Annotated in this window: 22 protein-coding genes; 11 read left to right on the top strand and 11 right to left on the bottom strand. The window is 61.5% G+C overall.

Annotation, left to right across the window (positions count from 1 at the left end):
• Positions 1-18: 18 nt before the first annotated feature.
• Positions 19-327 carry a HigA family addiction module antitoxin gene (locus tag HMPREF2792_RS11250; protein ID WP_029158886.1) on the bottom strand — a complete coding sequence of 103 codons (309 nt, stop codon included), beginning with the start codon at positions 325-327 and terminating at the stop codon, positions 19-21.
• 490 nt (positions 328-817) lie between these two features.
• On the opposite strand from HMPREF2792_RS11250, the gene HMPREF2792_RS11245 reads away from it, so the two are divergent.
• Positions 818-1,177: a Cd(II)/Pb(II)-sensing metalloregulatory transcriptional regulator CmtR gene (locus tag HMPREF2792_RS11245; RefSeq protein ID WP_070533668.1), complete on the top strand. Its 360-nt coding sequence runs from the start codon at positions 818-820 to the stop codon at positions 1,175-1,177.
• Entirely contained in the window at positions 1,174-3,066 is a 1,893-nt protein-coding gene (locus HMPREF2792_RS11240) for a heavy metal translocating P-type ATPase (RefSeq protein WP_070533667.1), read from the top strand. Before HMPREF2792_RS11245 ends, HMPREF2792_RS11240 begins: the two co-directional genes overlap by 4 nt.
• A 154-nt stretch (positions 3,067-3,220) precedes the next feature.
• Here HMPREF2792_RS11240 and HMPREF2792_RS11235 read toward each other — a convergent pair whose 3' ends face one another.
• The 3 genes from HMPREF2792_RS11235 to HMPREF2792_RS11225 are packed head-to-tail and all read right to left on the bottom strand — an operon-like array spanning position 3,221 to position 5,703.
• The gene (locus tag HMPREF2792_RS11235; RefSeq protein ID WP_232748536.1) at positions 3,221-4,003 is read right to left on the bottom strand and encodes a zeta toxin family protein; all 783 of its coding nucleotides are present in this window, start codon (positions 4,001-4,003) and stop codon (positions 3,221-3,223) included.
• Positions 4,000-4,263, bottom strand: a complete 264-nt coding sequence (locus HMPREF2792_RS11230; RefSeq protein ID WP_070533663.1) for a hypothetical protein — start codon at positions 4,261-4,263, stop codon at positions 4,000-4,002. Before HMPREF2792_RS11230 ends, HMPREF2792_RS11235 begins: the two co-directional genes overlap by 4 nt.
• Before the next feature lie 30 nt (positions 4,264-4,293).
• Positions 4,294-5,703 carry an aldehyde dehydrogenase family protein gene (locus HMPREF2792_RS11225; RefSeq protein ID WP_070533661.1) on the bottom strand — a complete coding sequence of 470 codons (1,410 nt, stop codon included), beginning with the start codon at positions 5,701-5,703 and terminating at the stop codon, positions 4,294-4,296.
• A gap of 151 nt (positions 5,704-5,854) precedes the next feature.
• Here HMPREF2792_RS11225 and HMPREF2792_RS11220 point away from each other — a divergent pair, with 151 nt between their 5' ends.
• Positions 5,855-6,775: an AraC-like ligand-binding domain-containing protein gene (locus HMPREF2792_RS11220; RefSeq protein WP_070533659.1), complete on the top strand. Its 921-nt coding sequence runs from the start codon at positions 5,855-5,857 to the stop codon at positions 6,773-6,775.
• A 65-nt stretch (positions 6,776-6,840) separates the two neighbouring features.
• Here the strand turns inward: HMPREF2792_RS11220 and HMPREF2792_RS11215 are convergent, their stop codons facing one another.
• The 7 genes from HMPREF2792_RS11215 to HMPREF2792_RS11185 all read right to left on the bottom strand — a co-directional run bounded on the left by HMPREF2792_RS11215 (position 6,841) and on the right by HMPREF2792_RS11185 (position 14,843).
• Positions 6,841-8,328 (bottom strand): NAD-dependent succinate-semialdehyde dehydrogenase, encoded by a 1,488-nt coding sequence (locus HMPREF2792_RS11215; protein WP_070533657.1) that lies wholly within the window; start codon positions 8,326-8,328, stop codon positions 6,841-6,843.
• A 9-nt stretch (positions 8,329-8,337) separates the two neighbouring features.
• Entirely contained in the window at positions 8,338-9,123 is a 786-nt protein-coding gene (locus HMPREF2792_RS11210) for an HpcH/HpaI aldolase family protein (RefSeq protein ID WP_070533655.1), read from the bottom strand.
• Positions 9,108-9,893, bottom strand: coding sequence for a 2-oxo-hept-4-ene-1,7-dioate hydratase (hpaH, locus tag HMPREF2792_RS11205; RefSeq protein WP_070533653.1), 786 nt, complete (start codon positions 9,891-9,893; stop codon positions 9,108-9,110). Before hpaH ends, HMPREF2792_RS11210 begins: the two co-directional genes overlap by 16 nt.
• Before the next feature lie 160 nt (positions 9,894-10,053).
• The gene (gene hpaD / locus HMPREF2792_RS11200; RefSeq protein ID WP_070521828.1) at positions 10,054-11,130 is read right to left on the bottom strand and encodes a 3,4-dihydroxyphenylacetate 2,3-dioxygenase; all 1,077 of its coding nucleotides are present in this window, start codon (positions 11,128-11,130) and stop codon (positions 10,054-10,056) included.
• A 47-nt stretch (positions 11,131-11,177) separates the two neighbouring features.
• Positions 11,178-12,692, bottom strand: coding sequence for a 5-carboxymethyl-2-hydroxymuconate semialdehyde dehydrogenase (gene hpaE / locus HMPREF2792_RS11195; RefSeq protein WP_070533651.1), 1,515 nt, complete (start codon positions 12,690-12,692; stop codon positions 11,178-11,180).
• A gap of 16 nt (positions 12,693-12,708) precedes the next feature.
• Positions 12,709-13,371 (bottom strand): GntR family transcriptional regulator, encoded by a 663-nt coding sequence (locus HMPREF2792_RS11190; RefSeq protein WP_070533649.1) that lies wholly within the window; start codon positions 13,369-13,371, stop codon positions 12,709-12,711.
• On the bottom strand, positions 13,368-14,843 hold the full coding sequence (locus tag HMPREF2792_RS11185; RefSeq protein WP_070533647.1) for a fumarylacetoacetate hydrolase family protein: 1,476 nt from the start codon (positions 14,841-14,843) through the stop codon (positions 13,368-13,370). Before HMPREF2792_RS11185 ends, HMPREF2792_RS11190 begins: the two co-directional genes overlap by 4 nt.
• A gap of 123 nt (positions 14,844-14,966) precedes the next feature.
• On the opposite strand from HMPREF2792_RS11185, the gene HMPREF2792_RS11180 reads away from it, so the two are divergent.
• From HMPREF2792_RS11180 to trpA, 8 genes are all read left to right on the top strand, one after another.
• Complete coding sequence (locus HMPREF2792_RS11180) at positions 14,967-16,331, top strand: MFS transporter (RefSeq protein WP_070533645.1); 1,365 nt, start codon at positions 14,967-14,969, stop codon at positions 16,329-16,331.
• A gap of 222 nt (positions 16,332-16,553) precedes the next feature.
• Positions 16,554-18,404 (top strand): FAD-binding monooxygenase, encoded by a 1,851-nt coding sequence (locus HMPREF2792_RS11175; RefSeq protein ID WP_070533643.1) that lies wholly within the window; start codon positions 16,554-16,556, stop codon positions 18,402-18,404.
• A gap of 397 nt (positions 18,405-18,801) precedes the next feature.
• Entirely contained in the window at positions 18,802-20,301 is a 1,500-nt protein-coding gene (locus HMPREF2792_RS11170) for an anthranilate synthase component 1 (RefSeq protein WP_070533642.1), read from the top strand.
• On the top strand, positions 20,298-20,942 hold the full coding sequence (locus HMPREF2792_RS11165; protein ID WP_070533640.1) for an anthranilate synthase component II: 645 nt from the start codon (positions 20,298-20,300) through the stop codon (positions 20,940-20,942). Before HMPREF2792_RS11170 ends, HMPREF2792_RS11165 begins: the two co-directional genes overlap by 4 nt.
• The gene (trpD, locus tag HMPREF2792_RS11160; RefSeq protein ID WP_070533638.1) at positions 20,942-21,979 is read left to right on the top strand and encodes an anthranilate phosphoribosyltransferase; all 1,038 of its coding nucleotides are present in this window, start codon (positions 20,942-20,944) and stop codon (positions 21,977-21,979) included. Before HMPREF2792_RS11165 ends, trpD begins: the two co-directional genes overlap by 1 nt.
• Positions 21,957-23,339, top strand: coding sequence for a bifunctional indole-3-glycerol-phosphate synthase TrpC/phosphoribosylanthranilate isomerase TrpF (gene trpCF, locus HMPREF2792_RS11155; RefSeq protein WP_070533636.1), 1,383 nt, complete (start codon positions 21,957-21,959; stop codon positions 23,337-23,339). The genes trpD and trpCF overlap by 23 nt, the downstream gene beginning before the upstream one ends.
• A gap of 32 nt (positions 23,340-23,371) precedes the next feature.
• Positions 23,372-24,586: a tryptophan synthase subunit beta gene (gene trpB / locus HMPREF2792_RS11150; protein ID WP_070533634.1), complete on the top strand. Its 1,215-nt coding sequence runs from the start codon at positions 23,372-23,374 to the stop codon at positions 24,584-24,586.
• Positions 24,586-25,416: a tryptophan synthase subunit alpha gene (gene trpA, locus HMPREF2792_RS11145; RefSeq protein ID WP_070533632.1), complete on the top strand. Its 831-nt coding sequence runs from the start codon at positions 24,586-24,588 to the stop codon at positions 25,414-25,416. Before trpB ends, trpA begins: the two co-directional genes overlap by 1 nt.
• The last annotated feature ends 169 nt before the right edge of the window (positions 25,417-25,585 follow it).

Genomic DNA, 25,585 nt, shown 5'->3' with positions numbered 1-25,585 from the left:
ACCTGGTTCGGGTAACCGCTACGCTGAGACAGCTTGGACCGGTTGAATCCGCTCGATTTCCGAGAGGATCTTGTCTTCCGCCACGTCCAAGTCATATTGAGCCTGTAACCCGAGCCAGAACTGGGGGCTCATCTCGAAAAACTTCGCTAGACGAAGGGCCGTGTCAGCGGTTACAGCGCGCTTACCGTGAACAATTTCGTTGATCCGGCGGGGCGGAACGCCGATGGAGACGGCGAGCTTGTGCTGGGTGATCCCCATTCCTTTGAGGAAGTCCTCCATGAGGATCTCACCGGGGTGAACCGGAGGGAGCTTGTCAGTGGTAGTCAACGATCTCAACCTCCTCTGGCCCCGCCGATCACCTTTCAACGCCTCGAGCCGGTTTCCCCGGGGAATCCGCTCTCGATTCCACAGACGCTCAGTGTCCTTGTCAGCGAACGACTGGATCATGCTTCACCTTATCCCCCATAACGCGAAGCGTCAATAACGCTACGCGTTAAATTTGAACTCCACGGTATGTAGTTGCAAAGTTACTTTCTCGTTAGCCTGCAACAATCAGAAAACTGTAATTACGTCAGCACACAGAGAACATATGGGCGCATGGAAACACGTAAAGGTTGTGCGGGATGGCGTGGACGTCAACGTGAAGATTCTGGAGAACCTCGCCGCGCACGTCGCTCCCGCGTTGGGTGGCAGCCGAACCACAAAGGATCAGTCATCTGCTATCCCATCGACTAATTCCTGCAGATCGCAGGACCTTCGCGCAACCGTCAGTTCAGTGCATTTTGAATAGTTCAGCGCACGTTGTATTGTTCAGTACATGCTGACTATTGCTTCACGCCTCGACGTCATGAACCGGCTCGGCCGGGCCATGGCTGATCCGACGCGTTCCCGAATCCTGATGACCCTACTCGACGGTCCGGGCTACCCGGCCGAAATTTCGCAAAGCTTGGATCTGACGCGCTCGAACGTCTCGAACCACCTGTCCTGCCTACGCGATTGCGGCATCATCGTCGCTGAGCCGGAGGGCCGTAAGACCCGCTACGAAATTGCCGATCCGCACCTCGCGGCGGCGCTCGAAGCGCTGGTCAACGCGACGCTGGCCGTCGACGAGAATGCCCCCTGCATCGACACTGAGTGCTCGGTGCCCGGCTGCGGCGAGAAAGGAACGGACGCATGAGTTCAGCATGTGGATGCGAACACGAACCCGCCACGGAGATCGAAGAGCTCGATCGGCCATGGTGGAAAGACCCCGAGCTACTGCTACCGATCTTCTCCGGTGTAGCCCTCATTACAGGACTGGCGCTGGACTGGTCCGACTTGGAGACGCCCGCAACGGTACTGTATTGGCTTGGCCTGCTGTTAGGCGCTTATACGTTCGCACCTGGAGCGATCCGGAACCTTGTCACGAAGCGCAAGCTCGGCATTGGCTTGCTTATGACGATCAGCGCGGTCGGCGCGGTGATCCTTGGTTTCGTCGGAGAGGCCGCGGCGCTGGCGTTCCTGTACTCGATCGCCGAGGCGCTTGAAGACAAGGCGATGGACCGGGCCCAAGGCGGACTGCGGGCACTGTTGAAACTGGTACCGCAAACCGCGACCGTGCTGCGCGACGGTACGACGGCCGAGGTCGCTGCGAAGGACCTTGAGGCTGGCGAGCTGATGCTCGTGCGCCCCGGGGAGCGGATCGCCACGGACGGCATCATTCGGTCCGGACGCTCCAGCCTTGACACCTCAGCGATCACCGGAGAATCCATTCCGGAGGAGGTCGCACCCGGCGACGAGGTACCCGCGGGAGCGATCAACTCCGCCGGTGTGCTGGAGGTCGAGACGACCGCAGCTGGAACGGACAACTCGCTGACCACACTCGTCGACCTCGTCGAGCAGGCGCAGGCGGAGAAGGGTGACCGCGCCCGGATCGCCGACCGGATTGCCCGACCCCTCGTGCCCGGGGTGATGATCCTGGCGGTGCTGGTCGGCGTGATCGGCTCGCTGTTGGGCGACCCCGAGACGTGGATCACCCGTGCGCTGGTGGTCCTGGTCGCAGCGTCGCCGTGCGCGCTGGCAATCTCCGTGCCGCTGACGGTCGTGGCCGCGATCGGCGCGGCCAGCCAGTTCGGAGTAGTCATCAAGTCCGGCGCGGCGTTCGAGCGACTCGGCGGCATCCGTCACCTTGCGGTAGACAAGACCGGAACCCTTACTCGCAACCAGCCCGAGGTTACCGGAGTGGTCCCGGCAGACGGATTCGATCGGGCGCAGGTGCTTTCCTTCGCGGCGGCGGTTGAGCAGCAATCGACGCACCCCCTCGCGGCGGCGATCGTGGCAGCGGAGCCCGAAGCGCCCACCGCCTTGGATATCAGCGAGGAAGCCGGTCAAGGCATCGGCGGCACCGTCGAAGGCCGACGGGTGCTGGTCGGCAGCCCCCGATGGATCGACGCCGGGCCACTGAAGTCGGACGTTGAGCGCATGGAGTCCGAAGGCCAGACCTGCGTCCTAGTCACCGTCGATGACGCTCTCGCCGGGGCGATCGGGGTGCGCGACGAGTTGCGGCCCGAGGTGCCCGATGCCGTGCAATCCCTGCACGACAACGACGTAGAAGTGAGCATGCTCACCGGCGACAACACTCGCACCGCCCGGGCGCTAGCTGAAATCGCCGGAATCGACGACGTGCGCGCCGAGCTGCGACCGGAGGACAAGGCAAGCATCGTCGCCGAACTCTCCTCCAAGACGCCGACGGCGATGATCGGCGACGGCATCAACGACGCGCCGGCACTGGCGGGCGCAACGGTGGGCATTGCGATGGGAGCAACCGGCTCTGACGCCGCGATCGAGTCCGCTGACGTCGCCTTCACCGGCCACGACCTCCGGCTGATCCCGCAGGCGCTGCAGCACGCCCGCCGAGGCAGCAGGATCATCAACCAAAACATCGTGCTGTCTCTGGCCATCATCATCGTGTTGATGCCACTGGCGATCAGCGGTGTACTGGGCCTGGCCGCCGTCGTGTTGGTACACGAAGTCGCCGAAGTCATCGTGATCTTGAACGGCCTGCGGGCTGCACGAGCGAAACGCTGAGGCTGTGACCGGCAAGTCTTATAAGGGTTGAACCACGCGCCGAGCGCACACACACGTTGGACCAGGCGAGTCATTCGAGTTCACCGCCTGGTCCTTCTCGGTGCGTGCAGGCACGGGAACTGTGGGTGAACCTAATAGTTCCACGGGCACAGCCTTAAAGTTTGCGGATACGCTCTGCATCAGCCACGAGGTTTTGCGTGAGCTTCTCAGCTTCAAGCCCACTCAAGTCACAGCTGTCGAAGCGGGCCAGCCAGTCGGCACGGATAGCGGGGGCGTCGAACCAGGTTGCGCGCTCAGCCTCAATATCTTCGATGCCACTTAAGGTGCGGCCGTCGCGGGTGCGGAGCTCGAGGTCGTCGACAAGCGGCGCAATAGCCTGAAGCCCCGGCACGATGGCCTTAAAACCCGACGTGTGGGAAACCTCATTGGTCCAGCGCGGGTAGCGGCTCACGCGCTGCGCCTCCAGATAGCGCTGGACGACGCCCAGCCTGGAGACCTCCTGCGCCACCGCCAGGCCCACGACCTTCACGCGGAAACCCGCGGAGCGAAACTTGGCTATTTCACCCGCGATGAATTCCGGGTTGGACAGCGTGTTCTCAATGATGAGCGAGTGCCCATGCTGCCGGCCATATTCAATGAGCGAGGACATCCAATAGGGCACCGGCCCATTGGTGAGCACGTCCATGCGTAAGGGGTCGCGGTCCATGATCTCGTCGAGGGCAGGATGATATTTTCGTAATTCATCTGAATCTAGAACGACGTGATCATCCGTGAGCATCTCAATCACAGAGGACTTCCCCGACGCTGGTTGCCCTGCGACGTAGACGACCTCAGGTTCCGCGGACGGCTGGCGAAAGAGATACGCGATACGCCGCTCAAGGACGCGGCGCTTAAAAGCATCATCGACCGGAAAATCCGCAGCCTTAAGCACTGTCACGCCACCTTTGCGCGGGTTTCAAGCTCATCGAGCAAGCGAGCAAAGAATTCCGCTGCGGCACGGATTTCCTCAAGGTCGGTGTTATCAACACCGCTCACAGTGCGCTGAACAAAATTCTCTTGTGCAGTCCAATATTCAATCTCCAGCGCGCTGTCGGTCGCGAGCTGTTGGCGGAAATAGGCGGCTTTCAGCGAGGACGCAACCTCCTTCATGGCGTCGAAGGCTGCGTACTCGATCTCCGGGACTTTGGCGGTGCTCATGGCGCTTAGAATAGCAGCGCCACGGCGGTTTTAGCCGTTGATAATCTGCGGGTAGGCCAGGCCCTTGAGGCCCTCGGTGCCAAACTCCACGCCGTAGCCGGAGGACTTGATGCCGCCGAAAGGCACACGCGGATCCACCGCACCGTGGCTGTTAATCCAAGTGGTGCCAGCCTCCAGCTGAGCAGCAACTTCCAGGGCACGCTCACGGTTGGAGGACCATACGGAAGAGCCCAGGCCCACGTCGAGCTTATTGGCCTGCTCGATGGCCCAATCGAGGTCCGTGTACTTCACGATCGGCAGCGCAGGACCGAACTGCTCCTCCACGACCAGCGCGTTATCCGGGTCGATGTCCGCCACCAGGGTGGTGGGGTAGAAGTAGCCCGGCGCGTCATAGTCCGGGTCGCCACCCAGCAGAACGCGGGCACCCGAGTCCTTAGCAGCGTTGACGAGCTTGTCCACGATGTCGAACTGCTGCTTATTCTGCAGCGGGCCGAGCACGTTCTCCTCCTCCAGCCCCACGCCCATCGGGGAGGCCTTGGCCACCTCGACGAGGGCTTCGCAGACGGCGTCGTATAGCGACTCCGGCACGTACACGCGCTTCATCGCCGCGCAGGTCTGGCCGGTGTTGATGAACGCGCCCCAGAAGAGATCGCCGGCGATCTCCTTCGGGTCGGCGTCATCCAGCACGATGCCCGCGTCATTGCCGCCGAGCTCCAACGTGAGGCGGGTGAGGTTGTCGGCGCTGGCCTCCACGATCTTCTTGCCGGTGGCGGTGGAACCGGTGAACATGATCTTGTCGATGCCCTCGTGAGTGGTCAGCGCCGCGCCAACCTCACCGGCACCACTGACGACCTGGAGAACACCCTCCGGCAGCACGGAGTTCACAACCTCGAGCAGGCCCAGTACGGACAGCGGGGTGTACTCGGAGGGCTTGACGACGACCGCGTTGCCCATACGCAGTGCCGGCGCAATCTGCCAGATGGTGATCATCATCGGCCAGTTCCACGGGCCAATAGCACCGACGACGCCGAGTGGGCGGTAGTTGACGGTGGCGGTGATGTCATCATCGACGGCGGTGTAGTTGGGGTGCTCGAAGGAGGCGGTGGCATTCAGCCAGCCGGAGCAGGCACCGACCTCGAAGCGTGCGTTCGGGCCGTTGAGCGGCTTGCCCTGCTCACGGGAGAGAAGCTCAACGAGTGCCTCTGCATTAGCGTCGATGGCGGCGGCGGCCTTGGTGAGAAGCGCGCACCGTTCTTCGTCGCTAAGCTTGGCAAAGTCCTTCTGCGCTGTACGTGCGGTCTCAACTGCGGCGTTGAGGTCCTCAACGGTGTTCTCTGGCGCGCGGCCAACAACCTCTCCGGTGGCGGGGTTGAGGATTTCGCGTCCGTTCTCGTCCGTGATAGCGGTGAGCAGATCAGCGTAAGTGGCGAACTGAGTCATGAGATCTCCTTGTGAAGAAGTCGTGGGCCCCGCGAACAAAGCCCAAAGAAACCTTTGCCTAGGATGTTACCTGCACCACACGATGCCGCTTGACTCTGCGTGCATACAATTTGTCCACAAATGTGTGAGCTCTCACGATATGATTCCAGCTATGTCTGCTTCAGCCGTTGAGCACTTCGATATCGCGTCATGGCGCACCGCATCTTCCGATTCCTTTGGTCAACTCGACGTGGACACCGAAGACCCTGCAGCTTTCCACGCCACGCTGCGATCCACGAAGGTGGGGGATATCTCCCTCTTCGATATGTGCACCTCGCCCCATACGGTGAACCGATACAAGGTTTCTACCGACGAGGCTCCCTTTTGCAAGCTCAGCCTGCAGATTTCTGGCTCCTCAACCATGAGCCAGGACGGGCGAACATGTGAATTGCGCCCAGGGGACCTTGCTCTGTATGTGACCCAGCGGCCCTACACCCTGCACTATCCGGAGGAGCAGAACACACTTATTGTGCACTTCCCGCAGAGCTTCCTCGATATTTCACCAGCGCAGATCCAGCACCTGACCGCGAACCCCATCTCACGCTCACACGGCTTGGGCGCAGTGGCGGTTCCCCTCTTTGAACAGCTGGCCAAGAACCTCGATCTGCTCAAGGGGCCGCACGCCACGGCCTTGGTCCGCTCGGCTCTGACCATGCTGGTGTCAGTCCTGGCTTCCGACGTCGCCGAGGAACCCTCTGCAGGCACGCTTCTGTTCAACCAGGCCACCGCCTACATCGAGAAGCACCTGGGCGACCCTGACCTAGGCCCCAGCACCATCGCCCAAGCACTCTTCGTGTCGGTGCGCCACCTCCACGCCAAGTTCTCCGAACAGGGCCTTTCCGTAGGCAGCTACATCAGAACCAGGCGCCTCGAGCACATCCGCCGAGAGCTCGTGGACCCGCGGCACTCCGAAGAATCAATCAGCCACATCAGCGCCCGCTATGGCCTGCACGATCCCTCGCACCTCTCGCGCATCTTCAAGGCGGAGTACCACGAATCACCGAGTGCGTACCGTGCGGCGGCTGCCAGCTAACAACAATGCTGGCACCTCCCACAAAGGAGATGCCAGCATTGTCAGCGGCGAAATTAATGCACTAGTTATGCATTCGCGTACGGGTCACGCATAGCGATGTACTGCAGCGAGGTGTACTCGTCCAGGCCCTCAGCGCCGCCCTCGCGGCCCATGCCGGACTGCTTCACACCACCGAACGGGGCGGCGGCGTTGGAGATGACGCCAGCGTTGAAGCCCATGAGGCCGAACTCGAGGCCGTCGCCAACGCGCCACATACGGTTGGAATCCTCGGTGAACACGTAGGAGGCCAGACCGTACTCCGTGTCATTCGCAAGCGCGATGGCTTCCTTCTCATCGGAGAAGGTCAGAATCGGAGCGATCGGTCCGAAGATCTCCTCCTGGGCCACGCGGGCATCACGGGAGACGTTCGTGAGAACGGTAGGGGAGTAGAAGTAGCCCTTGCCTTCGCCCGGCTTGCCACCGATGAGGACCTTGGCGCCCTTGGCCACGGCGTCGTCGACAAGCGCGGTGATGTTATCCAGTGCCTTCTTCTCCACAAGCGGACCGCAGGTAACGCCCTCATCGAGGCCGTTGCCCACCTTGAGCTCACCGATGCGCTTGGCGAACTTCTCCGCAAACTCGTCAGCGACGGACTCGTGGACGATGAATCGGTTAGCCGCGGTGCAGGCTTCACCAATGTTGCGCATCTTGGCGCCCATTGCGCCCTCAACGGCCTGGTCGATGTCGGCGTCCTCAAAGACGATGAACGGAGCGTTGCCGCCCAGCTCCATCGAGGTGCGCAGGACGTTGTCGGCGGCTGCCTTAAGCAGGGTTTTGCCCACCGGGGTAGAGCCAGTAAAGGAAATCTTGCGCAGGCGGGAATCCGCCATGATCGGCTCGGAGATGGCAGAGGCCGACTTACCGGAGACCACGTTCACCACACCTGCCGGAACGCCGGCATCAATCATGGTCTGTGCGAAGTACTGGGTGGTCAGCGGCGTCAGCTTGGCCGGCTTCACCACCATGGTGCAACCAGCGGCGATGGCCGGGGCAATCTTGCGAGTAGCCATAGCCAGCGGGAAGTTCCACGGGGTAATAAGCAGGCACGGGCCCACTGGCTTGCGGCGGGTAATCATGCGCAGAGTGCCCTCCGGCGCCGGCAAGGTGCGGCCGTAGTTGCGTACAGCTTCCTCACTAAACCAGCGCAGGTACTCAGCGCCGTAGGTGACCTCACCATAGGACTCCGCCAGCGGCTTGCCCATCTCAAGGGTCATCAGCGCAGCGAACTCATCCTTGCGCTCCTGCACCAGGTCAAAGGCGCGGCGCAGCAGGTCGGAGCGCTCACGCGTAGACGTGCGTGCCCACTCATCCTGCACGGCGCAAGCGGCATCCATAGCCTTCTTCGCGTCCTCAGAAGTAGCGGACGCAAGGGTGGCAATAACCTCACCGGTTGCCGGGTTTTCTACATCGAAGGTGGCGCCATCGGAGGCGTCCACCCACTCACCGTTAATCAGCAAGCCGGTCGGAACCTTGGCCAGCAGCTCGTCAATATTGACCTTGTTGTTTTCACTCATGGTTCTTTTTTACCCTCCCAAATGGAATTTGTCTGCCAGTTGGCGCGCCGCTCCTGAAAGAAGTTGAACATCAGCCCCAACCAGGGCAAATGATGCTCCAGATTCTAAATATTTCTGGGCCTGCTCTAGATTGAAAGCGTTGACGCCTACCTTCTTTCCGGAAGCGCGGACTGCTTCAAATGTGTGATTGACCGCCTCGAGCACATCCGGATGGGTCTGCTGGCCCAGGAGCCCCATCGAGGCCGCTAGGTCCGAAGGCCCGACGAAGATATTGTCCACGCCTTCGACGGCCACGATGTCTTCCACGTTCTCCACTGCGGTCGCAGACTCGATCTGCACCGTGAGGCTCACCGTGTCCGAAGCGTTGGTGAGGTAGTTCTCCACGCCGTTCCAGCGTGAGGAGCGGGCCAGCGCCGAGCCCACGCCGCGCACGCCGCGGGGAGGGTAGTGCATGGCCGCTACGGCCGCCTCGGCTTCCTCGGCGGTATCAATCATGGGCACCATGAGGTTTTGTGCGCCCAGGTCGAGGTACTGCTTAATCAGCGCCGTGTTGTTCACCGGCACGCGAACCACGCGCGTCAGGCCATAGGCATCGGTGGCGCGCAGCAAGGAGAGGACGGTCTCCAGGCCATAAGGAGAATGCTCACCGTCGATCAGCGTCCAGCTAAAGCCAGCTGAGGCGATGATCTCCGCCGCGGCCTCCGAGCCAGAACAAATCCATGCGCCGACGAGTGGCTCCTCGGCCTTCTCAAGGACGTCCGTGAACGTGGGCGGCAACTTTACTGGAATCGGCATGTGATGGACCCCAACTTTCCATAGTCAGCGTGGACGGTATCGCCCGGTTCGACCCACATGGGCTTGGTGAAGGAACCGGCGAGGATGATGTCATCGGCGGCCAGGCTGTCGCCGTGGGCGTGGAGTTTGTTGGCAAGCCATGCCACGCCCATTGCCGGGTGGTTGAGCACGGCCGCCGCCACACCCGTATCTTCGATGGACTCGTTGCGGTAGAGCAGTGCGGACACCCAGCGCAGATCGACTTCCGCAGGGTCTACCGGATTGCCGCCATAAACCATGGCGCCGAGCGCCGCATTATCCGAAATCGTGTCGACGATCGTGCGGCCCTCCATCTCGATGCGGGAGGAGAGGATCTCCAGCGCCGGGACGACGTACTCCGTCGCGCGCAGCACGTCGAAAATGCTGCAATTTGGCCCCTTCAGCTCTTCCTTGAGCACGAAGGCCAGCTCGACCTCGATGCGGACGTTAGAGAACTGTGCGTGCTCGATGGTGGAGCCGTTCTCGTAAACTTGGTCCTCAAAAATCGCACCGTAATCGGGTTCGGTGATTCCCGTGGCCTCCTGCATGACCTTTGAGGTCAGGCCAATTTTGCGGCCCACGAGGCGGCGCCCACTTTCCTCACCGCGGCGTACCCATTCGCGCTGCACCGCATAGGAATCCTCGATGCTCATCTCCGGGAAACGGGCAGTCAGCAGTGGGACCATCGAGCGGTCCTTTTCGGCTTGCGCCAGTTCATCTGCGATAGCGATGTGCTGTTTCTCATCCAGCATGTACTTCGCTCCTTAAGGTGTTGTAGAACGTGTTTGTTCTGTTTAACAGGTTTGTTAAACCTGTTGGTTTCACGTGAAACGACAACGCGGCCCCGCGATATGTGCGCTTGCTTCTCGGCGCCACGGGGCCACGTTCATCAACCTGAGTACTTAGGTCGATTTAGAGCTGGTGTCCCAGCTTGTACTCGCCTTGCTTCCACTCCGGCATCTCCTCCGCATCTTCCTTGCGGGTGTAGGAGAAGCCATCCGCGCCAATGGTGGCCTCCAGCTCGGACTCATCCTCACGGGCAACCAGCGGCACCGGGTTTCCATCCAAGTCGAGGACGGTGGAGCCATCGCGGTACCAAGAAGGAACAACCGGGGTTCCCCACCAGTCACGACGCTGGTTATCGTGGACATCCCAGGTCACGACCGGGTTATCCGGGTCGCCGGTGTAGTAGTCCTGGGTGTAGATCTCTACGCGGTGGCCATCCGGATCACGCAGGTACAGGTAGTACGCGTTGGAGACACCGTGGCGGCCCGGGCCGCGCTCAATACGGTCGGACTCGCGCAGCGCACCCAACTTGTCACAAATCGCGATGATGTTGTGCTTCTCGTGGGTAGCAAATGCGATGTGGTGCATACGCGGGCCATCGCCACCGGTCATGGCGGTGTCGTGGACCGTCGGCTTACGGCGCATCCATGCGGCGTAGACAGTTCCCTCCTCATCGCGGATGTCCTCGGTGGTGCGGAAGCCGAGCTCCTCCATGTACTTCACAGCGGAAGGAACGTCCGGGGTGATCTGGTTGAAGTGGTCGAGGCGTACCAGCGCGCCAGGGATGTGGGCGTCGTATGCCCAGGCAAGACGCTCGACGTGCTCTACCTCGTAGAAGAACTCGTACGGGAAGCCCAGCGGATCCTGGACGCGGACGGAATCACCGATGCCCTTGACAAAGCCATCCTTGTTGCGGCGCACCTCACAGCCGCGCGCCTTGTAGAACTCCTCCGCGAGGTCCAGATCCTCCGGGGAACGGACGCGGAAGGAGAACGCAGCGACGGCAGCGACAGGGCCCTGACGCAGCACGAGGTTGTGGTGGATGAACTCCTCGTAAGTGCGGAGGTAGATTTCGTTCTCGTTCTCCTCGGTGACGACAAGACCGAGGGTGTCAACGTAGAACTTTCGGGAAGCAGCGAGATCGGTAACGATGATCTCCATGTAGGCACAACGCAGAATGTCGGGGGCCTGAATGTCAGCCATGATGGCTCCTTAGTTAGTTAGTGGTGGGGGAGTAGAGAGTGGACGGCTTAGTCCTGCTTGCCAAAGACCGGGTTGTGTACCTTGTCCAGGTTGATGTGAACGGCCTGCTGGTCGGTGTAGAAGTCGATCGAGCGGTAGCCGCCCTCGTGACCCAGGCCGGAGGCCTTGACGCCGCCGAACGGGGTGCGCAGGTCACGGACATTGTTGGAGTTGAGCCACACCATGCCGGCCTCAACGTTCTGAGCGAAGTTGTGGGCGCGCTTCAGATCCGAGGTCCACACATAGGCGGCAAGGCCGTACTTCGTATTGTTGGCCAGCTCGAGGGCTTCTTCGTCGGTATCAAACGGGGTGATGGCCACGACGGGGCCGAAGATCTCTTCCTGGAAGATGCGGGCGTCCGGCTTGACGTCAACGAAGACGGTCGGCTGAACAAAGTTGCCTTCCTCGAAGCCCTCCGGGCGCTCGCCGCCGGCGGCCAGGGTGGCCTCCTGCTTGCCGATCTCGATGTAGGAGGTGACCTTCTCGTAGTGCTCCGGGTGGACCAGAGCGCCGACCTCGGTGGTGGGGTCGGAAGGCAGGCCCACCTTCACGCGCTTAGCCTGTGCGGTGTAGCGCTCCACGAACTCGTCGTAGATATCGCGCTGAACCAGGATGCGGGAGCCGGCGGTGCAACGCTCACCGTTAAGGGAGAAGACGCCGAAGATGCAGGCATCGATCGCGGTCTCCAGGTCGGCATCGCTAAAGACGATGGCGGGGGACTTGCCGCCCAGCTCCATCGACAGACCCTTGAGGTGAGGGGCTGCGTTACCGAAGATGATCTGGCCGGTGCGGGACTCGCCGGTGAAGGAAATCAGCGGGACGTCCGGGTGTTTGACCAGCGGGTCACCTGCATAGCCTTCCTCACCGAAGCCGTTGACCAGGTTAAAGACGCCCTTCGGCAGACCGGCCTCCTCAAAGATTCCTGCCCACAGCTGTGCGGAAAGCGGAGTGAACTCGGCCGGCTTGAGGACGACGGAGTTGCCGGTAGCGATGGCCGGTGCGAGCTTCCAGGACTCCAGCATGAACGGGGTGTTCCACGGGGTAATCAGGCCTGCGACACCAATCGGCTTGCGGTTGACGTAGTTGATCTGGCGGCCCGGCACCTTGTAGGCGTCGTCAGCCTGCGCCACGATCAGGTCTGCGAAGAAGCGGAAGTTCTCCGCTGCACGCTTGGCCTGACCGTTGGCCTGGGTGATGGGCAGGCCGGAGTCGAAGGATTCCCACGCGGCAAGCTTGTCCGCGCGGGTTTCGACGATGTCCGCAATCTTGTTCAAGACGCGGGCGCGCTCGCGCGGCAGGGCCTTGGACCACGGGCCGTTCTCGAAAGCATCCTTAGCGGCGGCCACCGCCTTCTCAATGTCTTCCGGCTTGCCGGAAGCAGCCTTGATGTAGGGCTTGTTCGTGACCGGATCCAAGACCTCGAATTCATCACCGTCTACCGACGGGACGAACTCGCCGTTGATGTAGTGAAGAATCTTCTCGGGGAGATCGGTGGGCTTAGCTGCATCGTTGTTCGTAGCCATGGGTGGTTTACACTCCTTAATCGTTTTTCTTGCGATAGGTGCTGAGGGTGGTCAGTCTGTGTTGCCTGGCCACCTTTTCTATGTAGGTGGGTTCCGCGCCAGCCTCGATGAGGCTGAGCAATTGCTCGTGTTCTCGTGTGGACTCTTGGGCTCTCTCGGGCACGTACCGAAAGGTGGAGACGCGGTGGTATTCCAATTGCTTCCATTGGTCCACCACCAAGTTCTTCAGCCTCTCGTTCGGGCACTTGGAGAAGAGAACGCTATGAAATTCTTTGTTGAGCTGGGTAAATACCTCTGGATCGTGGTGGATATCAAGCTCCCGCATGCGCTGATTAATCTCCCGCGCCTGGGCAATATCCTCTGGGCCAAGATGCGGAGCGGATTGTGCCGTGGCGTTGGCCTCCACGGTGGCAACGATGTCCATGGATTCGTAATAGGCCTCGCGGTTATACGTGGTAACGCTGGCACCGACGTTGCGCTCGTAGGTGACCATTCCTTCCGCCTCAAGCTGGCGAATGGCTTCGCGGACGGGGACCACGCTGATTCCCAAGTCATCCGCGATTGCTGCCAGCACGAGGCGGTAGCCGGGTTCATACTCGCGAGTACGAATCTTTTCACTTATCCAGTTATAGGCTTTCTGGGACTTGCTCTCCCCAGCTGGTTCTGCGGGTTCCGTCATTGACCACCTGCCTTTCCATCACGGAACGCGATGTAGGCTTCCTTGTTCGCTCCGGTCGGCGGGAAGAGGCCATCCAAGCTGGCTCCCGTCTCCACCTGGGAAGCAACCCATTCGTCCTCGTGCTCCTTGGCCAGAGCGGCCTCGGCGACTTCGGCTGCGATGTCGCGGGGAATCACCACGACGCCGTCATCGTCGCCGACGATGATGTCACCGGGAAGGACGGTGGCGTTACCGCAGGAGACGGCGATGTCGCTATCCCACGGAACGTGTTTGCGTCCGAGAACGCAGGGGTGCGCGCCCTGGGTGAAGACGGGAAGGCCAATCTCCTTGACGGCCTCGTAGTCACGCACGCCGCCATCGGTCACAACACCAGCAGCACCGCGCACCTTGGCGCGCAGCGCCAGAATGTCACCGAGCGTTCCGGAGCCGGATTCCTGACGGGCCTCAATGACGATGACCTCGCCCTCCCTGACCGTGTCGAAGACCTTCTTCTGCTCGTTGAGGCCACCGCCATGGGACTTGAACAGATCCTCACGGCCGGCCACGAAGCGCAAGGTGCGGGCGACGCCCACCATCTTGGTTCCCTTGGCTTGCGGGTACACGCCTTCGATCACGGATTGGTTGATGCCGCGCTTGCGCAGCTGAGCAGACAAACCGGCGGTGGGGGCCTTCTCCAGAGCAGACTTAAGCTCCGGGTCGAGGCCGCCCTCATCCTTGGGGGGAAGGCCAGCAGACTCGCGGTCACCGTAGGCATCCTCGCGCTGCTTATCGTCAATGTAGGGCAGATTGCCCAGCTGCGGATCGAAGGAGGCGGGGACTTCCTTCACGGTGGTCTTCAGCTTGCCGGAGCTCACGCCTCCTGGAACGTCGACCTCAACCTCTACGACGTCACCAGGCTCGATGACGGAAGATCCTGCAGGGGTGCCGGTGAGGATGATGTCACCGGCCTCCAGTGTCATGTGCTGGGAAAGGTCGGCAACAAACTGGGCGAGAGGGAAGATGAGGTCTTCGTCGGAGGACGTTCCCTCTTGGACAACCTCTCCGTTGACCCACGTGCGAAGGCGAAGGCCCTTGGGGTCGATCCCCTGGGCGTCGATAAGCTCCGGCCCAATGGGGGTGTACCCATCGCGCGACTTGGAACGGGTATTGGAGCCCTTGTCCTGAACCTTGTAGTCGTACAGGCCAATGTCGTTCGAGGCGGTCACGTAGGCAACGTGCTTCCACGCATCCTCGAGGGATACGTTGCGGGCCGGAGTGCCGATGATAAGTGCGATTTCGCCTTCGAAGGCCAACAGTTCGGTTCCTTCGGGGCGCTCGACTACCCCGTCCGACTCAGCCAGCGTGCTCGTCGCCTTGAGGAAGTAACTCGGGGTCTTGGGCCAGCGACCGCGCTGTGCCGCGCGGGACTCAAAGGCCACATGGACAGCGATCATTTTGCCCGGTTTAACCGGCAAGAACTCAGGTACAGCCATGAAGAATCCTTAATTGTGAACAAATCCTTGCCCAGATCGTATATTATCCCTAGCACCACCGCAAGTGGTTCAACTCACACGTTTTCCGTATATGGCACACCCCATGCCGAAAGGAATCACATCATGTCGCACACAGCTGTCACGCCGACAATTTCGACGGCCGAACGCCGCCGTGTCGTCGCCGCGACGACCATCGGTACCGCCATCGAGTGGTACGACTACTTCCTCTATGCAGCGGTGGCCGGACTCGTGTTCAACCACCTCATGTTCGGCCCGCTCGAAGGTGGGCTGGCCACCATCATCTCCTTCCTGACCGTTGGCTTGTCCTTCCTGTTCCGCCCAGTCGGCGCCTTCCTGGCCGGGCACTTCGCCGACCGCTTCGGACGCCGCGTGGTCCTCATGGTCACGCTCATCGCCATGGGCGGCGCAACCACCCTGATTGGTGTTCTGCCAACCTATGAAACCGCTGGAATCTGGGCGCCGATTCTCCTCATCACCCTGCGCATCATCCAGGGCATCTCTGCTGGTGGCGAATGGGGCTCCGCGGTGCTCATGGCGGTGGAACACGCCCCGACTGACAGGCGCGGCCTCTACGGCGCAGGCCCCCAGATCGGCGTACCCGCCGGCCTGCTGCTCTCCTCTGGCGTGCTATCCATCATGAACACCATCGCGCCTGGCGACGCCTTCATGGACTGGGGCTGGCGCGTTCCCTTCCTCCTCTCCTTCGTCCTCGTCTTGGTGGGCTACCTCATCCGCATGGGCGTCGACGAATCCCCGGTGTTCGCGGAGATTGCGGAACGCGAAGAGGAAGAAGCCACCAACCCCATTGGCACGCTGTTTAAGAAGTTCACCCCGCTCGTCCTGGTCGCCGCGCTCGTCTTCGCTGGTAACGGCACCGTCGGGTACATGACTACGGGCGGCTACATCCAGCGCTACGCCACCGACCCCGAGGGCCCCGTCGCACTCGGCCGCGGTGATGTCCTCAACGCCGTGACCGTGTCTGCCTTCTCGTGGGCCTTGACCACCTTGTTCGCAGGCTTCATCTCGGACTACATCGGCCGCCGAAATACCTACCTCCTGGGATTCATCCTGCAGGGCATCGGCGCTGCCGCCCTCTTCCCGCTGGTCAATACCGGAAGCCTAGGCCTCCTCTACGGCGCACTCCTCTTCCTCACCGTGGGTCTGGGCCTGACCTACGGCGCGCAATCCGCGATGTACGCAGAACTATTCCCCGCCTCGATTCGCGCCACGGGTGTGTCCATCACCTATGCCCTCGGCTCGGTCCTGGGCGGCGCCTTCGCCCCCATGATTGCCGCTTCGCTCGTCGAGGCAACAGGTACCACTTTTGCGGTGTCGGGCTACCTCGTATCTGCTTCGATCGTCGGCTTCATCTGCACCTTCATCCTGCGTGAGCGCAAGGGAATCGCGCTCGGCGCGGAACACGAGGCCGAGCAATCCCGAGGACACTTCATTTTCAGCCCGCGCTAGACGACGCCCCTCCACATGAGCCCTCACAGTTTCGCAAGGGCCATTGTGCGAGGCGGGCATATCATATATGATTCCCTTCTAAGACCCAGCTCACATCTCAGAGACGCCTTGAACTGAGTCACCACCCACAAGAGCAAAGATCACATGGCAGTAGGGGAGTGGCCGCTACCCCCACCACCCCTTCGTTCTCGTTCATTACAACCGCTGACTAAGGAGTCCACAGTGCAGTTCCACCACAATGGCTACGTTTCGGAAGACCCCCGCGTACACGAGCCCGCCGGGTACGGCGTCGATCGCGCTTCTGAACTTCCAGATGAAATGGACGTTCTCATTGTGGGCTCCGGGCCCGCAGGCATGATCGCTGCGGCACAGCTCGCGATGTTTCCCAACGTCAATACGCGCATCATTGAGCGTCGCCCGCATCGCCTTGAGCTCGGACAAGCTGATGGCATCCAGTCCCGCTCTGTAGAGACCTTCCAGGCCTTTGGCTTTGCTAAGGAAATCACGGAAGAGGCCTATGAAATTACGGAGATGGCCTTCTGGAACCCGGATCCGAATGATCGCTCCAAGATTGTCCGCGGTGCCTGCCCTGTTGATGACGAACAAGGAATCTCCGAATTCCCGCACCTCATTGTCAACCAGGCCCGTGTGTTGGACTACTTCGCCCGCTATGCACACCGCGCGCCCGGCCGCATCACCCCGGACTATGGCTGGAATTTTGTCTCCCTAGAGGTAGGGGAGGGCGAATACCCGGTGACGGTGCACCTCGAGGACGTCGACGGCAACCCGCGCGACGTTCGCGCTAAGTACGTCGTCGGTTGCGATGGCGCTAAGTCACGCGTCCGCAAGTCCATCGGCCGCTCGCTCAAGGGCGACCAGGCTAACCACGCGTGGGGTGTCATGGACGTTGTCGTTGACACCGATTTCCCGGACTGGCGCACCAAGTGCGCCATCCACTCCCAGGCCGGTTCGATCCTGCACATCCCGCGCGAGGGCGGCTACCTCTGCCGCGTGTACGTCGATCTCGGCGTGGTGCCAGAGGATGACAACCACAAGGTCCGCAACACACCGATTGAGAAGATCATCGAGAAGGCGAACGAGATTTACGCCCCCTATTTCGTCGACGTCAAGATGGTGGCGTGGCATTCCGTCTACGAGGTGGGCCACCGCCTTGTCGACGCCTTCGACGATAACGACGACGACCCACGCGTCTTCCTCACCGGCGACGCCTGCCATACCCACTCGGCAAAGGCGGGACAGGGCATGAACGTCTCCATGCAGGATGGCTTCAACATTGGATGGAAGCTCGGCCACGTCCTCGACGGCCGCGCGCCGAAGGAGCTTCTCAGCACGTACCACGGTGAGCGCCAGCCGGCCGCCCAGAACCTCATCAACTTCGATCGCGAGTGGTCGACCCTCATGGCCACCCCGACGGAAGAGCTCGATGATCCGGAGGCAGTGGAGAAGTACTACGTCGCCGCGGAGGAGTTCGCCGCCGGCATGATGACGCAGTACGAGGAAAACCTGATCGTCGGCACTACCCAGCACCAAGATCTGGCTTCCGGCTTCCCGGTGGGCAAGCGCTTCAAGTCCTTTGAGGTCCTGCGCCGCTGCGACGCCTACCCTCAGCACCTGGGCCACCAGCACACCGCAGATGGCCGCTACCGCATCTACGCCTTCGCCGATGCCCCCAAGGCCGGCGAGAACTCCACGCTGAGCCAGTGGGCCGAGAAGGTCGGGCCCATCCTGGCCAAGTTCACCCCCGAAGGGGCTGACGAGAATACCTACTTCGATGTGAAGGCCATCTACCAGCAGACGAACCACCACGACTACGAGATTCTCGACGCCCCTCTTCTCTTCCGCCCCCGCAACGGCAAGTTCAACGTTCCGAATTGGGAGAACGTCTTCAACGCACTCCCCGGGGACAAGGACATCTTTGAAGGCCGCGGCATTTCCCGTGACGGAGCCGTCGTCATCGTTCGCCCGGACCAGTACGTCGGTGCCGTCCTCCCACTCGATGATCCATCAGCGGTCGAGGACTACTTCTCCTCCGCGCTCATCAAGCTCAAGTAGCGCCCCATTCACGTTCAAATCTCGCTGCACTCCTTAGGGCCCAGCATCGTACCGGGCCCTTTTTGCCGCCTTGTTGAAACCATCCTCATGGACACAGGGGCGTCGGTGCCGTCAAGTACAGCACCTAGGTTTCACGTGAAACACTCATGCATCGGCCCCTTCGGCCCGCCCCTTCGCTCACCACGGGGGTACCCGCCAGTGCATTATCTGTACGGCGGAAGGTATCGGTGTTAGAGTCAGTGATATGAAGAACACAGTTAACCTTTGGTGGTGGCGCGCGTAACCCGCGGGCCTCGTTGTTCTCCCATATTTAAGGCCCGCAGCTGCGGGCTTTTCGGCGTTTTGCTCTCTTGCGAAGCTCGCGGCAGCACACAAAACCGTTAAAGAAAGACAGAATATGCCGTACACAGCCACACGCGAGGTCAGGTACACACCCGACGCCAGCGCACTCTTTTATGCCCTCGCCACCCCACAGAATTCCCTGCTCTTAGAGTCCGCGGACATCGAGTCCAAGAAAAACCTCACGTGCATCGCCATCACAAAGGCCGCACTCAAAGTGGTGTGCCGGGGCCAAGAGGTCACCGCCACCGCGTTGACACCGTCGGGTCGCCTTCTTATCGACGAACTCCGCGCAGACTTCCAATCACGGATCATCCACAGCTCAGAAGGCAGCGTCACCTTCCGCTTCGATCTCCCCACCGAGCACGATGAGCGCGCCCGCCTCCGCGCCACCTCCACCGCCGATATTCTGCGCACGCTGCAGTTTAGCCAGCTCTATTCCGGCGAGTCACTCCCATTCCTTGGTGGCGGATTCGCCTTCGACTACGTCGCGACGTTCGAGGAACTGCCACCGGTGCCGCAGGGCCTAAACGAATATCCCGACTATGAGTTTCTCGTCGCCGAGCACGTCCTCACGGTGGACCACCTCACCAAGAGAGCAAAGATTGAGGGGTGGGGCGTCGACAAGCGCGCGCTCGAAGGGGAGCTCGACCGTGCCGCTGCCACCGAGCCCGTCACCCCAGAATCCCCGGCACCGTGCGAAACCATCAGCGCACGCGCCAGCATCGATGACGCTGCCTTCCGCCGCCACGTCGAGCGCCTCCAAGGCAACGTCCATGCCGGCGATATCTATCAGGTCGTTCCTTCCCGCGCCTTCAGCCTCGACTGCCCCGATGCCTTCGCTGCCTACCGCACGCTGCGGGAGACCAACCCCTCGCCGTACATGTTCTACCTGCGAGGGGAGGAACACGAGCTCTTTGGTGCGTCCCCTGAGTCCAACCTGAAGTACACGGCCTCTGACCGGAAGGTTCAGCTCTACCCGGTCGCCGGCACTCGGCCGCGCGGTGCCACTCACGAGCTGGATATCCGCAATGAACTGGAGATGCGCACCGACTCCAAAGAAGTCTCGGAGCACATCATGCCCGTGGACCTGGCCCGCAACGACCTCGCCCGCGTCGCCGTCCCCGGCACACGAAAGGTCGCCGACCTGCTTCAGGTGGACCGCTACTCGCGCGTCATGCACCTGGTTTCCCGGGTCGTCGCCACGCTGCACGAGGATTTCGACGCCCTCGACGCCTACCGCGCCTGCATGAATATGGGCACGCTCACCGGCGCGCCGAAGCTGCGCGCCATGGAGCTCATCCGGGAGACCGAAGGAACACGCCGCGGCTCCTTCGGCGGAGCAATCGGCTACCTGCGCGGCGATGGATCCATGGACAACTGCATCGTCATCCGTTCCGCCTATGTCAAGGATGGCACGGCCGTCGTCCAGGCGGGCGCGGGCGTCGTGCGCGATTCCGTCCCACAATCCGAGGCCGATGAAACGGTACATAAAGCCTACGCGGTGCTCAGCGCCATCGCCCAGGCACACAACGCATCTCTGGAGGTCATCCGATGAATCCACACGTCGTCCTCATCGATAACCACGATTCCTTCGTCTACAACCTCGTCGACGCCCTCGCCGGCTATAACACCACCGTCTTCCGCAACACCGTGCCCGTGGAAGAGGTCCTCGCCGCCCAGCCCGATATCATCATCCTCTCGCCCGGCCCGGGTCATCCCCGCGACGCCGGATCGATGATGCAGCTTATCGACGCCTCCCTCGGCCGCATCCCCATCCTCGGTATCTGCTTGGGCTTCCAGGCGCTCCTTGATCACTTCGGCGGCACCGTCGAGCCCTGCGGCCCAGTCCACGGCTCCTCCGTACCCATGACGCTGACCGACGCCGGCGCCAGCCACCCTCTCTTTCAGGGTCTCACCACCGATTCCGAGCCCGATAACCCGAACTATGTTGGGCGCCTCGTCCCCGTTGCGCGTTACCACTCCTTAGGCTGCGCGAACGTTCCCGCCCAGATGCGCAGTCTCGCCGAGACCGAGACCGCCATTGGTCCCGTCACCATGGCCGCAGAAACACTGGACGGCATGGCTCTCGGCCTCCAGTTCCACCCAGAATCACTCCTCACGCCGACGGGACCAATCATGATCGAGCGGTGCATTAATCAACTTTCTGTTCACCCCACCATTGAAGGATCCAAGTAATGACTGACAATAAGGCACTGACGACATTGCAAGCCTTCCTCGACATCCAAGAGCCAACCTTGGAGCAAGCCATCGAGGTCTTCACCCCACTGACGGTAGGGGAGTATGACGATATCCATATCGCCGCTCTCCTGACACACATCCGCACCCGCGGAGAGACCTTCGCTGATGTCGCCGGCGCGGCACGCGCTTTCATCAAGGCCGGCCGGCCATTCCCTGTGACCGGCAAGGGGCTCATGGACACTGCGGGAACCGGAGGTGATGGCGCCAACACCATCAACGTCACCACCGGTGCATCGCTGGTCGCCTCCGCCGGCGGGGTCAAGATGGTCAAGCACGGCAACCGCTCTGTCTCCTCCAAGTCTGGCTCAGCCGACGTCCTGGAAGCCCTTGGCATCCCGCTCGATCTCGATCCGGACCGCGCCGTCCACCAGCTCGAGGCATCCAATTTCACCTTCCTCTTTGCGCCGGCCTACAACCCGGCCGTTGCCCACGTGCAACCGGTGCGCAAGGGCCTCGGCGTCTCCACTCTCTTCAACACTATGGGCCCGCTCCTGAGCCCCGGCCGCCCGGAGTTCCAAATCATGGGCATAGCCAACCCCGAGCAAGGCCAGCTCATCGCTGAGGTCTTCAAGGACCTCGGCCGCACCCGCGCGCTCGTGGTCCACGGTGCTGGCACCGATGAGATTGCCGTTCACGGCACCACCCAGGTCTGGGAGCTTCGCGACGGCACCATTAGCCACTACGAGCTCACCCCCGAAGACCTCGGCATTTCCCGCCACGAGTTGACCGACCTTGCCGGCGGCAACGGGGAAGAAAACGCGAAGGCCCTCCGGGCGGTTTTTGCCGGTACGGGCAAGCCGGCCCATCACGACGCGATCGTCGCCACCGCCGGCGCCATGTTCTATCTCAACGGCACAACCGACACCATCCAAGACGGCGTCGCGCACGCCAACCAACTCATCCAGGACGGCACCGTGGCCGCATGGCTGAAGAAGCACGAGGAGGCGAACTATGGCTCTGCCGACCGTGCTTGAGGGGATCGTCGCCAAGCGCCGCACGCACCTACCAGCCATCCGTGAGCGCCTCGCCCACGTGGACCTCACGACTCTCCCGCGCTCTGAGCGTTCCTTCTACGACGCGCTCAACGGGACCAACCGTTTCATCATGGAATGCAAGTCCGCGTCCCCGTCGCTCGGCCTCATCCGTGAGCATTATGAACCGGGAGCCATCGCCCGCGTGTATTCGCGCTACGCCTCGGCCATCTCTGTCCTCTGTGAACCGGACCGTTTCGGTGGTGACTATGACCATTTGCAAACCGTGGCGCTGTCCACGCACCTGCCGGTCTTGTGCAAAGACTTCATTATCGATCCGATCCAGGTGTATGCCGCGCGTTACTTTGGCGCCGACGCCATTTTGCTCATGATGTCCAGCGTCGATGATGAGACTTATGCAGAGCTCAAACATCTAGCAGATTCCCTTGGGCTCGACGTTCTCACTGAGGCGATCACTGAGGACGAGGTCGACCGCGCCACCGCCTTTGGCGTGGACGTCATTGGCATTAACAACCGCAACCTCCACGACCTCAGCATCGATCTCACCCGCTCCGAGCGCCTGTCTCGCTTTGTACCCTCCGGCAAAGTTATGGTTTCGGAATCCGGCATCCGCAACAACCAGACTGTGCGCCGCCTTGGGTCTCATGCCAACGCATTCCTTGTTGGCTCCCAACTCACGGGTACGCCTGATATCGATCGTGCTGCACGCGAGCTTGTCTATGGTCACAATAAGGTCTGCGGACTTACGGCGTGGTCTGCAGCTCAGGCCGCCCGCGCCGCCGGCGCAGTCTACGGAGGACTCATCTTCGAAGAGGCATCGCCGCGCAGTGTTTCACGTGAAACCGCGCTCGACATCATCGCCCACGAACCCGATCTCAGCTACGTCGCGGTCTCTCGCCGCACCACTGGCTGGGAAGAGCTCGCTTTCGACGGCATTGCCGCCCTACAGATCCATGCCCCTTACCAGGGGAGCACGGAGGCCGAGCTCCAACTCATTGAGTCCGTCCGCGCTGTAGCGGGGGACCGGCAGATATGGCGCGCCATCGATATGACGGCGCCACACGGTCCGGTGCTCGCCTCTGCGCTTGCCGACGCCTCCGACATGCTCATCCTCGATGCTGGCGCCGGCGGCACGGGTAGCTCCTTCGATTGGTCAACAATTCCCGACAACGTCAAAGATAAGGCACTTCTCGCGGGTGGCCTTAAACCCGAGAACCTTCGCGATGCGCTTCGCGTCGGCACAGCCGGACTGGACATCAACTCCGGCGTGGAGGTAGACGGCAGGAAGGACACCGCGCTCATCGCTACGGCCTTCAACACCATTCGTCACTTTACGTATTAGCCCATAGCCCAAACCCTACCCAAAGGAACACCATGACTAACCCACAGGACGCCAGGGAAACCCTCCTTCCCGCGTATTTCGGCGAGTTCGGCGGACAATTTGTTCCCGAGTCTCTCATTCCCGCACTCGACCAACTCGAGAAGGCCTTCGTCGAAGCGCAAAACGATCCCGCCTTCCGCAAAGAACTGTCCGGCTATCTTCGTGACTACCTTGGCCGTCCCACCCCTCTCACCGAAGCAACCAAGCTCGGTGGAAAGGCACGTATTTTCCTCAAGAGGGAGGACCTCGTCCACGGCGGCGCCCACAAGACCAACCAGGTGATTGGCCAAGCGCTCTTGGCCAAGCGCATGGGAAAGACCCGCATTATCGCTGAGACCGGCGCGGGCCAGCACGGGACCGCGACTGCGCTCGCCTGCGCGCTGCTCGATCTTGAATGCGTCATCTACATGGGCGCTAAAGACGTCGAGAGGCAACAGCCCAATGTCTACCGCATGGAGCTCATGGGCGCGAAGGTCGTTCCGGTAGACTCCGGATCTGGCACCCTCAAAGATGCCGTTAATGAGGCGCTGCGCGATTGGACCGCAACGTTCCACGAATCCCACTACCTGCTCGGCACCGCTGCCGGCCCCCATCCTTTCCCCACGATTGTCCGCGAGTTCCACAGGGTGATTTCCGAGGAAGCCAAGGCCCAAATGCTTGAGCGCACGGGCGGGCTTCCCGACGTGGTCGTCGCCTGCGTCGGCGGCGGCTCCAATGCCATCGGCATGTTCGCGGATTTCATCGACGAGGAGTCGGTCGAGCTCGTCGGCGCCGAGCCTGGGGGAGAGGGCCTCGATTCCAGACACCACGGTGCCACGATCAACAATGGCACCATTGGCATCCTCCACGGTGCCCGCTCCTACCTCATGCGCAATGCCGACGGTCAAGTAGAGGAGTCCTATTCCATCTCTGCCGGCCTCGACTACCCCGGCGTCGGTCCACAGCATGCTCACCTGGCGCAGACGGGCCGCGCCACCTATGTCGGCATCACCGACGCGGAGGCACTTGAAGCGTTCCAAATCCTCAGTCGCCGCGAAGGCATCATTCCCGCCCTTGAATCCTCACACGCCCTGGCCTATGCGCTTAAGCGTAAAAATGAGGACATCACCATTCTCGTTTCCCTTTCCGGGCGCGGCGACAAAGACATCGACCACGTCCGCCGCACCCTCGACGCGCACCCCGAATTCCAGATCACGGAGGACAAGTAATGAGCCGATACGAGAAACTCTTCTCCAACCTTGCCGCCCGCAGTGAAGGGGCCTTCGTTCCCTTCATCATGTTGAGCGATCCCGACCCGGACACTGCCCTCGATATCGTTCGCGCGGCCGTCGCCGGCGGGGCCGACGCGCTCGAACTCGGCGTCCCCTTTTCGGACCCTGTTGCCGACGGTCCCACCATTCAGGCCTCACACATCCGCGCCCTCGAAGGTGGGGCAACGGTTGATTCCGCTATCGACCAAATCCGCCAGATTCGAGCCGAATTCCCAGACCTTCCGATTGGCATGCTCATCTATGGCAATGTTCCCTTCACTCGTGGGTTGGAGACCTTCTACTCCGAGTTTCAAGAAGCGGGTGCTGATAGCATCTTGCTTCCCGACGTCCCCGTCCGCGAAGGCGCACCTTTCGTCGCCGCCGCCGACAAGGCCGGCATTGACCCGATCTTCATCGCCCCCGCACAAGCCTCGGAGCAGACCCTCCAGGGCGTGGCTCAATACTCGAGGGGCTACATTTACGCGATCTCGCGCGACGGCGTCACCGGCACCGAAAAGGAATCGGAAACCCGCGGGCTCGTTGATGTAGTGAACAACGTGAAACGCTTTGGTGGGGCACCGATTCTCCTTGGCTTTGGGATCTCAACCCCTCAGCATGTCGCCGATGCCATCTCCGCTGGCGCAGCTGGGGCCATCACCGGATCTGCTTTAACGAAGATTGTCGACGCCCACCTCGACGAGAACAACAAGCCCACCGAAGGACTCGCCTCTGCAGTCACCGACTTCGTATCCAAGATGAAGGCTGCTACCAAGCGTGCCGTTGGCTAAGCGCTTCCCCGAACTATCCTGACCCACCTCGGCCTCTTCCATCACGTCGTGCGCCACCACGCGTCACGATGGAAGGGGTCGTTTCACGTGAAACAGCGCGTGTTCCATATGCACAAGCCCATCGGCTACCGTCGTTGTAGCCAGCAATCACTAATAATGCCGCCTTCTG

The organism is Corynebacterium sp. HMSC068H04, from assembly GCF_001811255.1.
Lineage (GTDB): Bacteria > Actinomycetota > Actinomycetes > Mycobacteriales > Mycobacteriaceae > Corynebacterium > Corynebacterium hesseae.
Note: the sequence above shows the minus strand (reverse complement) of the source record. Positions and strands in the feature narration are given on the sequence as shown.

Excerpts from the sequence above, each read along its gene's own strand:
- HMPREF2792_RS11245 (WP_070533668.1), top strand. The coding sequence starts at position 818 with ATGCTGACTATTGCTTCACGCCTCGACGTCATGAACCGGCTCGGCCGG.
- HMPREF2792_RS11240 (WP_070533667.1), top strand. The coding sequence starts at position 1,174 with ATGAGTTCAGCATGTGGATGCGAACACGAACCCGCCACGGAGATCGAA.
- HMPREF2792_RS11230 (WP_070533663.1), bottom strand. The coding sequence starts at position 4,263 with ATGAGCACCGCCAAAGTCCCGGAGATCGAGTACGCAGCCTTCGACGCC.
- HMPREF2792_RS11225 (WP_070533661.1), bottom strand. The coding sequence starts at position 5,703 with ATGACTCAGTTCGCCACTTACGCTGATCTGCTCACCGCTATCACGGAC.
- HMPREF2792_RS11220 (WP_070533659.1), top strand. The coding sequence starts at position 5,855 with ATGTCTGCTTCAGCCGTTGAGCACTTCGATATCGCGTCATGGCGCACC.
- HMPREF2792_RS11215 (WP_070533657.1), bottom strand. The coding sequence starts at position 8,328 with ATGAGTGAAAACAACAAGGTCAATATTGACGAGCTGCTGGCCAAGGTT.
- HMPREF2792_RS11210 (WP_070533655.1), bottom strand. The coding sequence starts at position 9,123 with ATGCCGATTCCAGTAAAGTTGCCGCCCACGTTCACGGACGTCCTTGAG.
- hpaH (WP_070533653.1), bottom strand. The coding sequence starts at position 9,893 with ATGCTGGATGAGAAACAGCACATCGCTATCGCAGATGAACTGGCGCAA.
- hpaD (WP_070521828.1), bottom strand. The coding sequence starts at position 11,130 with ATGGCTGACATTCAGGCCCCCGACATTCTGCGTTGTGCCTACATGGAG.
- hpaE (WP_070533651.1), bottom strand. The coding sequence starts at position 12,692 with ATGGCTACGAACAACGATGCAGCTAAGCCCACCGATCTCCCCGAGAAG.
- HMPREF2792_RS11190 (WP_070533649.1), bottom strand. The coding sequence starts at position 13,371 with ATGACGGAACCCGCAGAACCAGCTGGGGAGAGCAAGTCCCAGAAAGCC.
- HMPREF2792_RS11185 (WP_070533647.1), bottom strand. The coding sequence starts at position 14,843 with ATGGCTGTACCTGAGTTCTTGCCGGTTAAACCGGGCAAAATGATCGCT.
- HMPREF2792_RS11180 (WP_070533645.1), top strand. The coding sequence starts at position 14,967 with ATGTCGCACACAGCTGTCACGCCGACAATTTCGACGGCCGAACGCCGC.
- HMPREF2792_RS11170 (WP_070533642.1), top strand. The coding sequence starts at position 18,802 with ATGCCGTACACAGCCACACGCGAGGTCAGGTACACACCCGACGCCAGC.
- HMPREF2792_RS11165 (WP_070533640.1), top strand. The coding sequence starts at position 20,298 with ATGAATCCACACGTCGTCCTCATCGATAACCACGATTCCTTCGTCTAC.
- trpD (WP_070533638.1), top strand. The coding sequence starts at position 20,942 with ATGACTGACAATAAGGCACTGACGACATTGCAAGCCTTCCTCGACATC.
- trpCF (WP_070533636.1), top strand. The coding sequence starts at position 21,957 with ATGGCTCTGCCGACCGTGCTTGAGGGGATCGTCGCCAAGCGCCGCACG.
- trpB (WP_070533634.1), top strand. The coding sequence starts at position 23,372 with ATGACTAACCCACAGGACGCCAGGGAAACCCTCCTTCCCGCGTATTTC.
- trpA (WP_070533632.1), top strand. The coding sequence starts at position 24,586 with ATGAGCCGATACGAGAAACTCTTCTCCAACCTTGCCGCCCGCAGTGAA.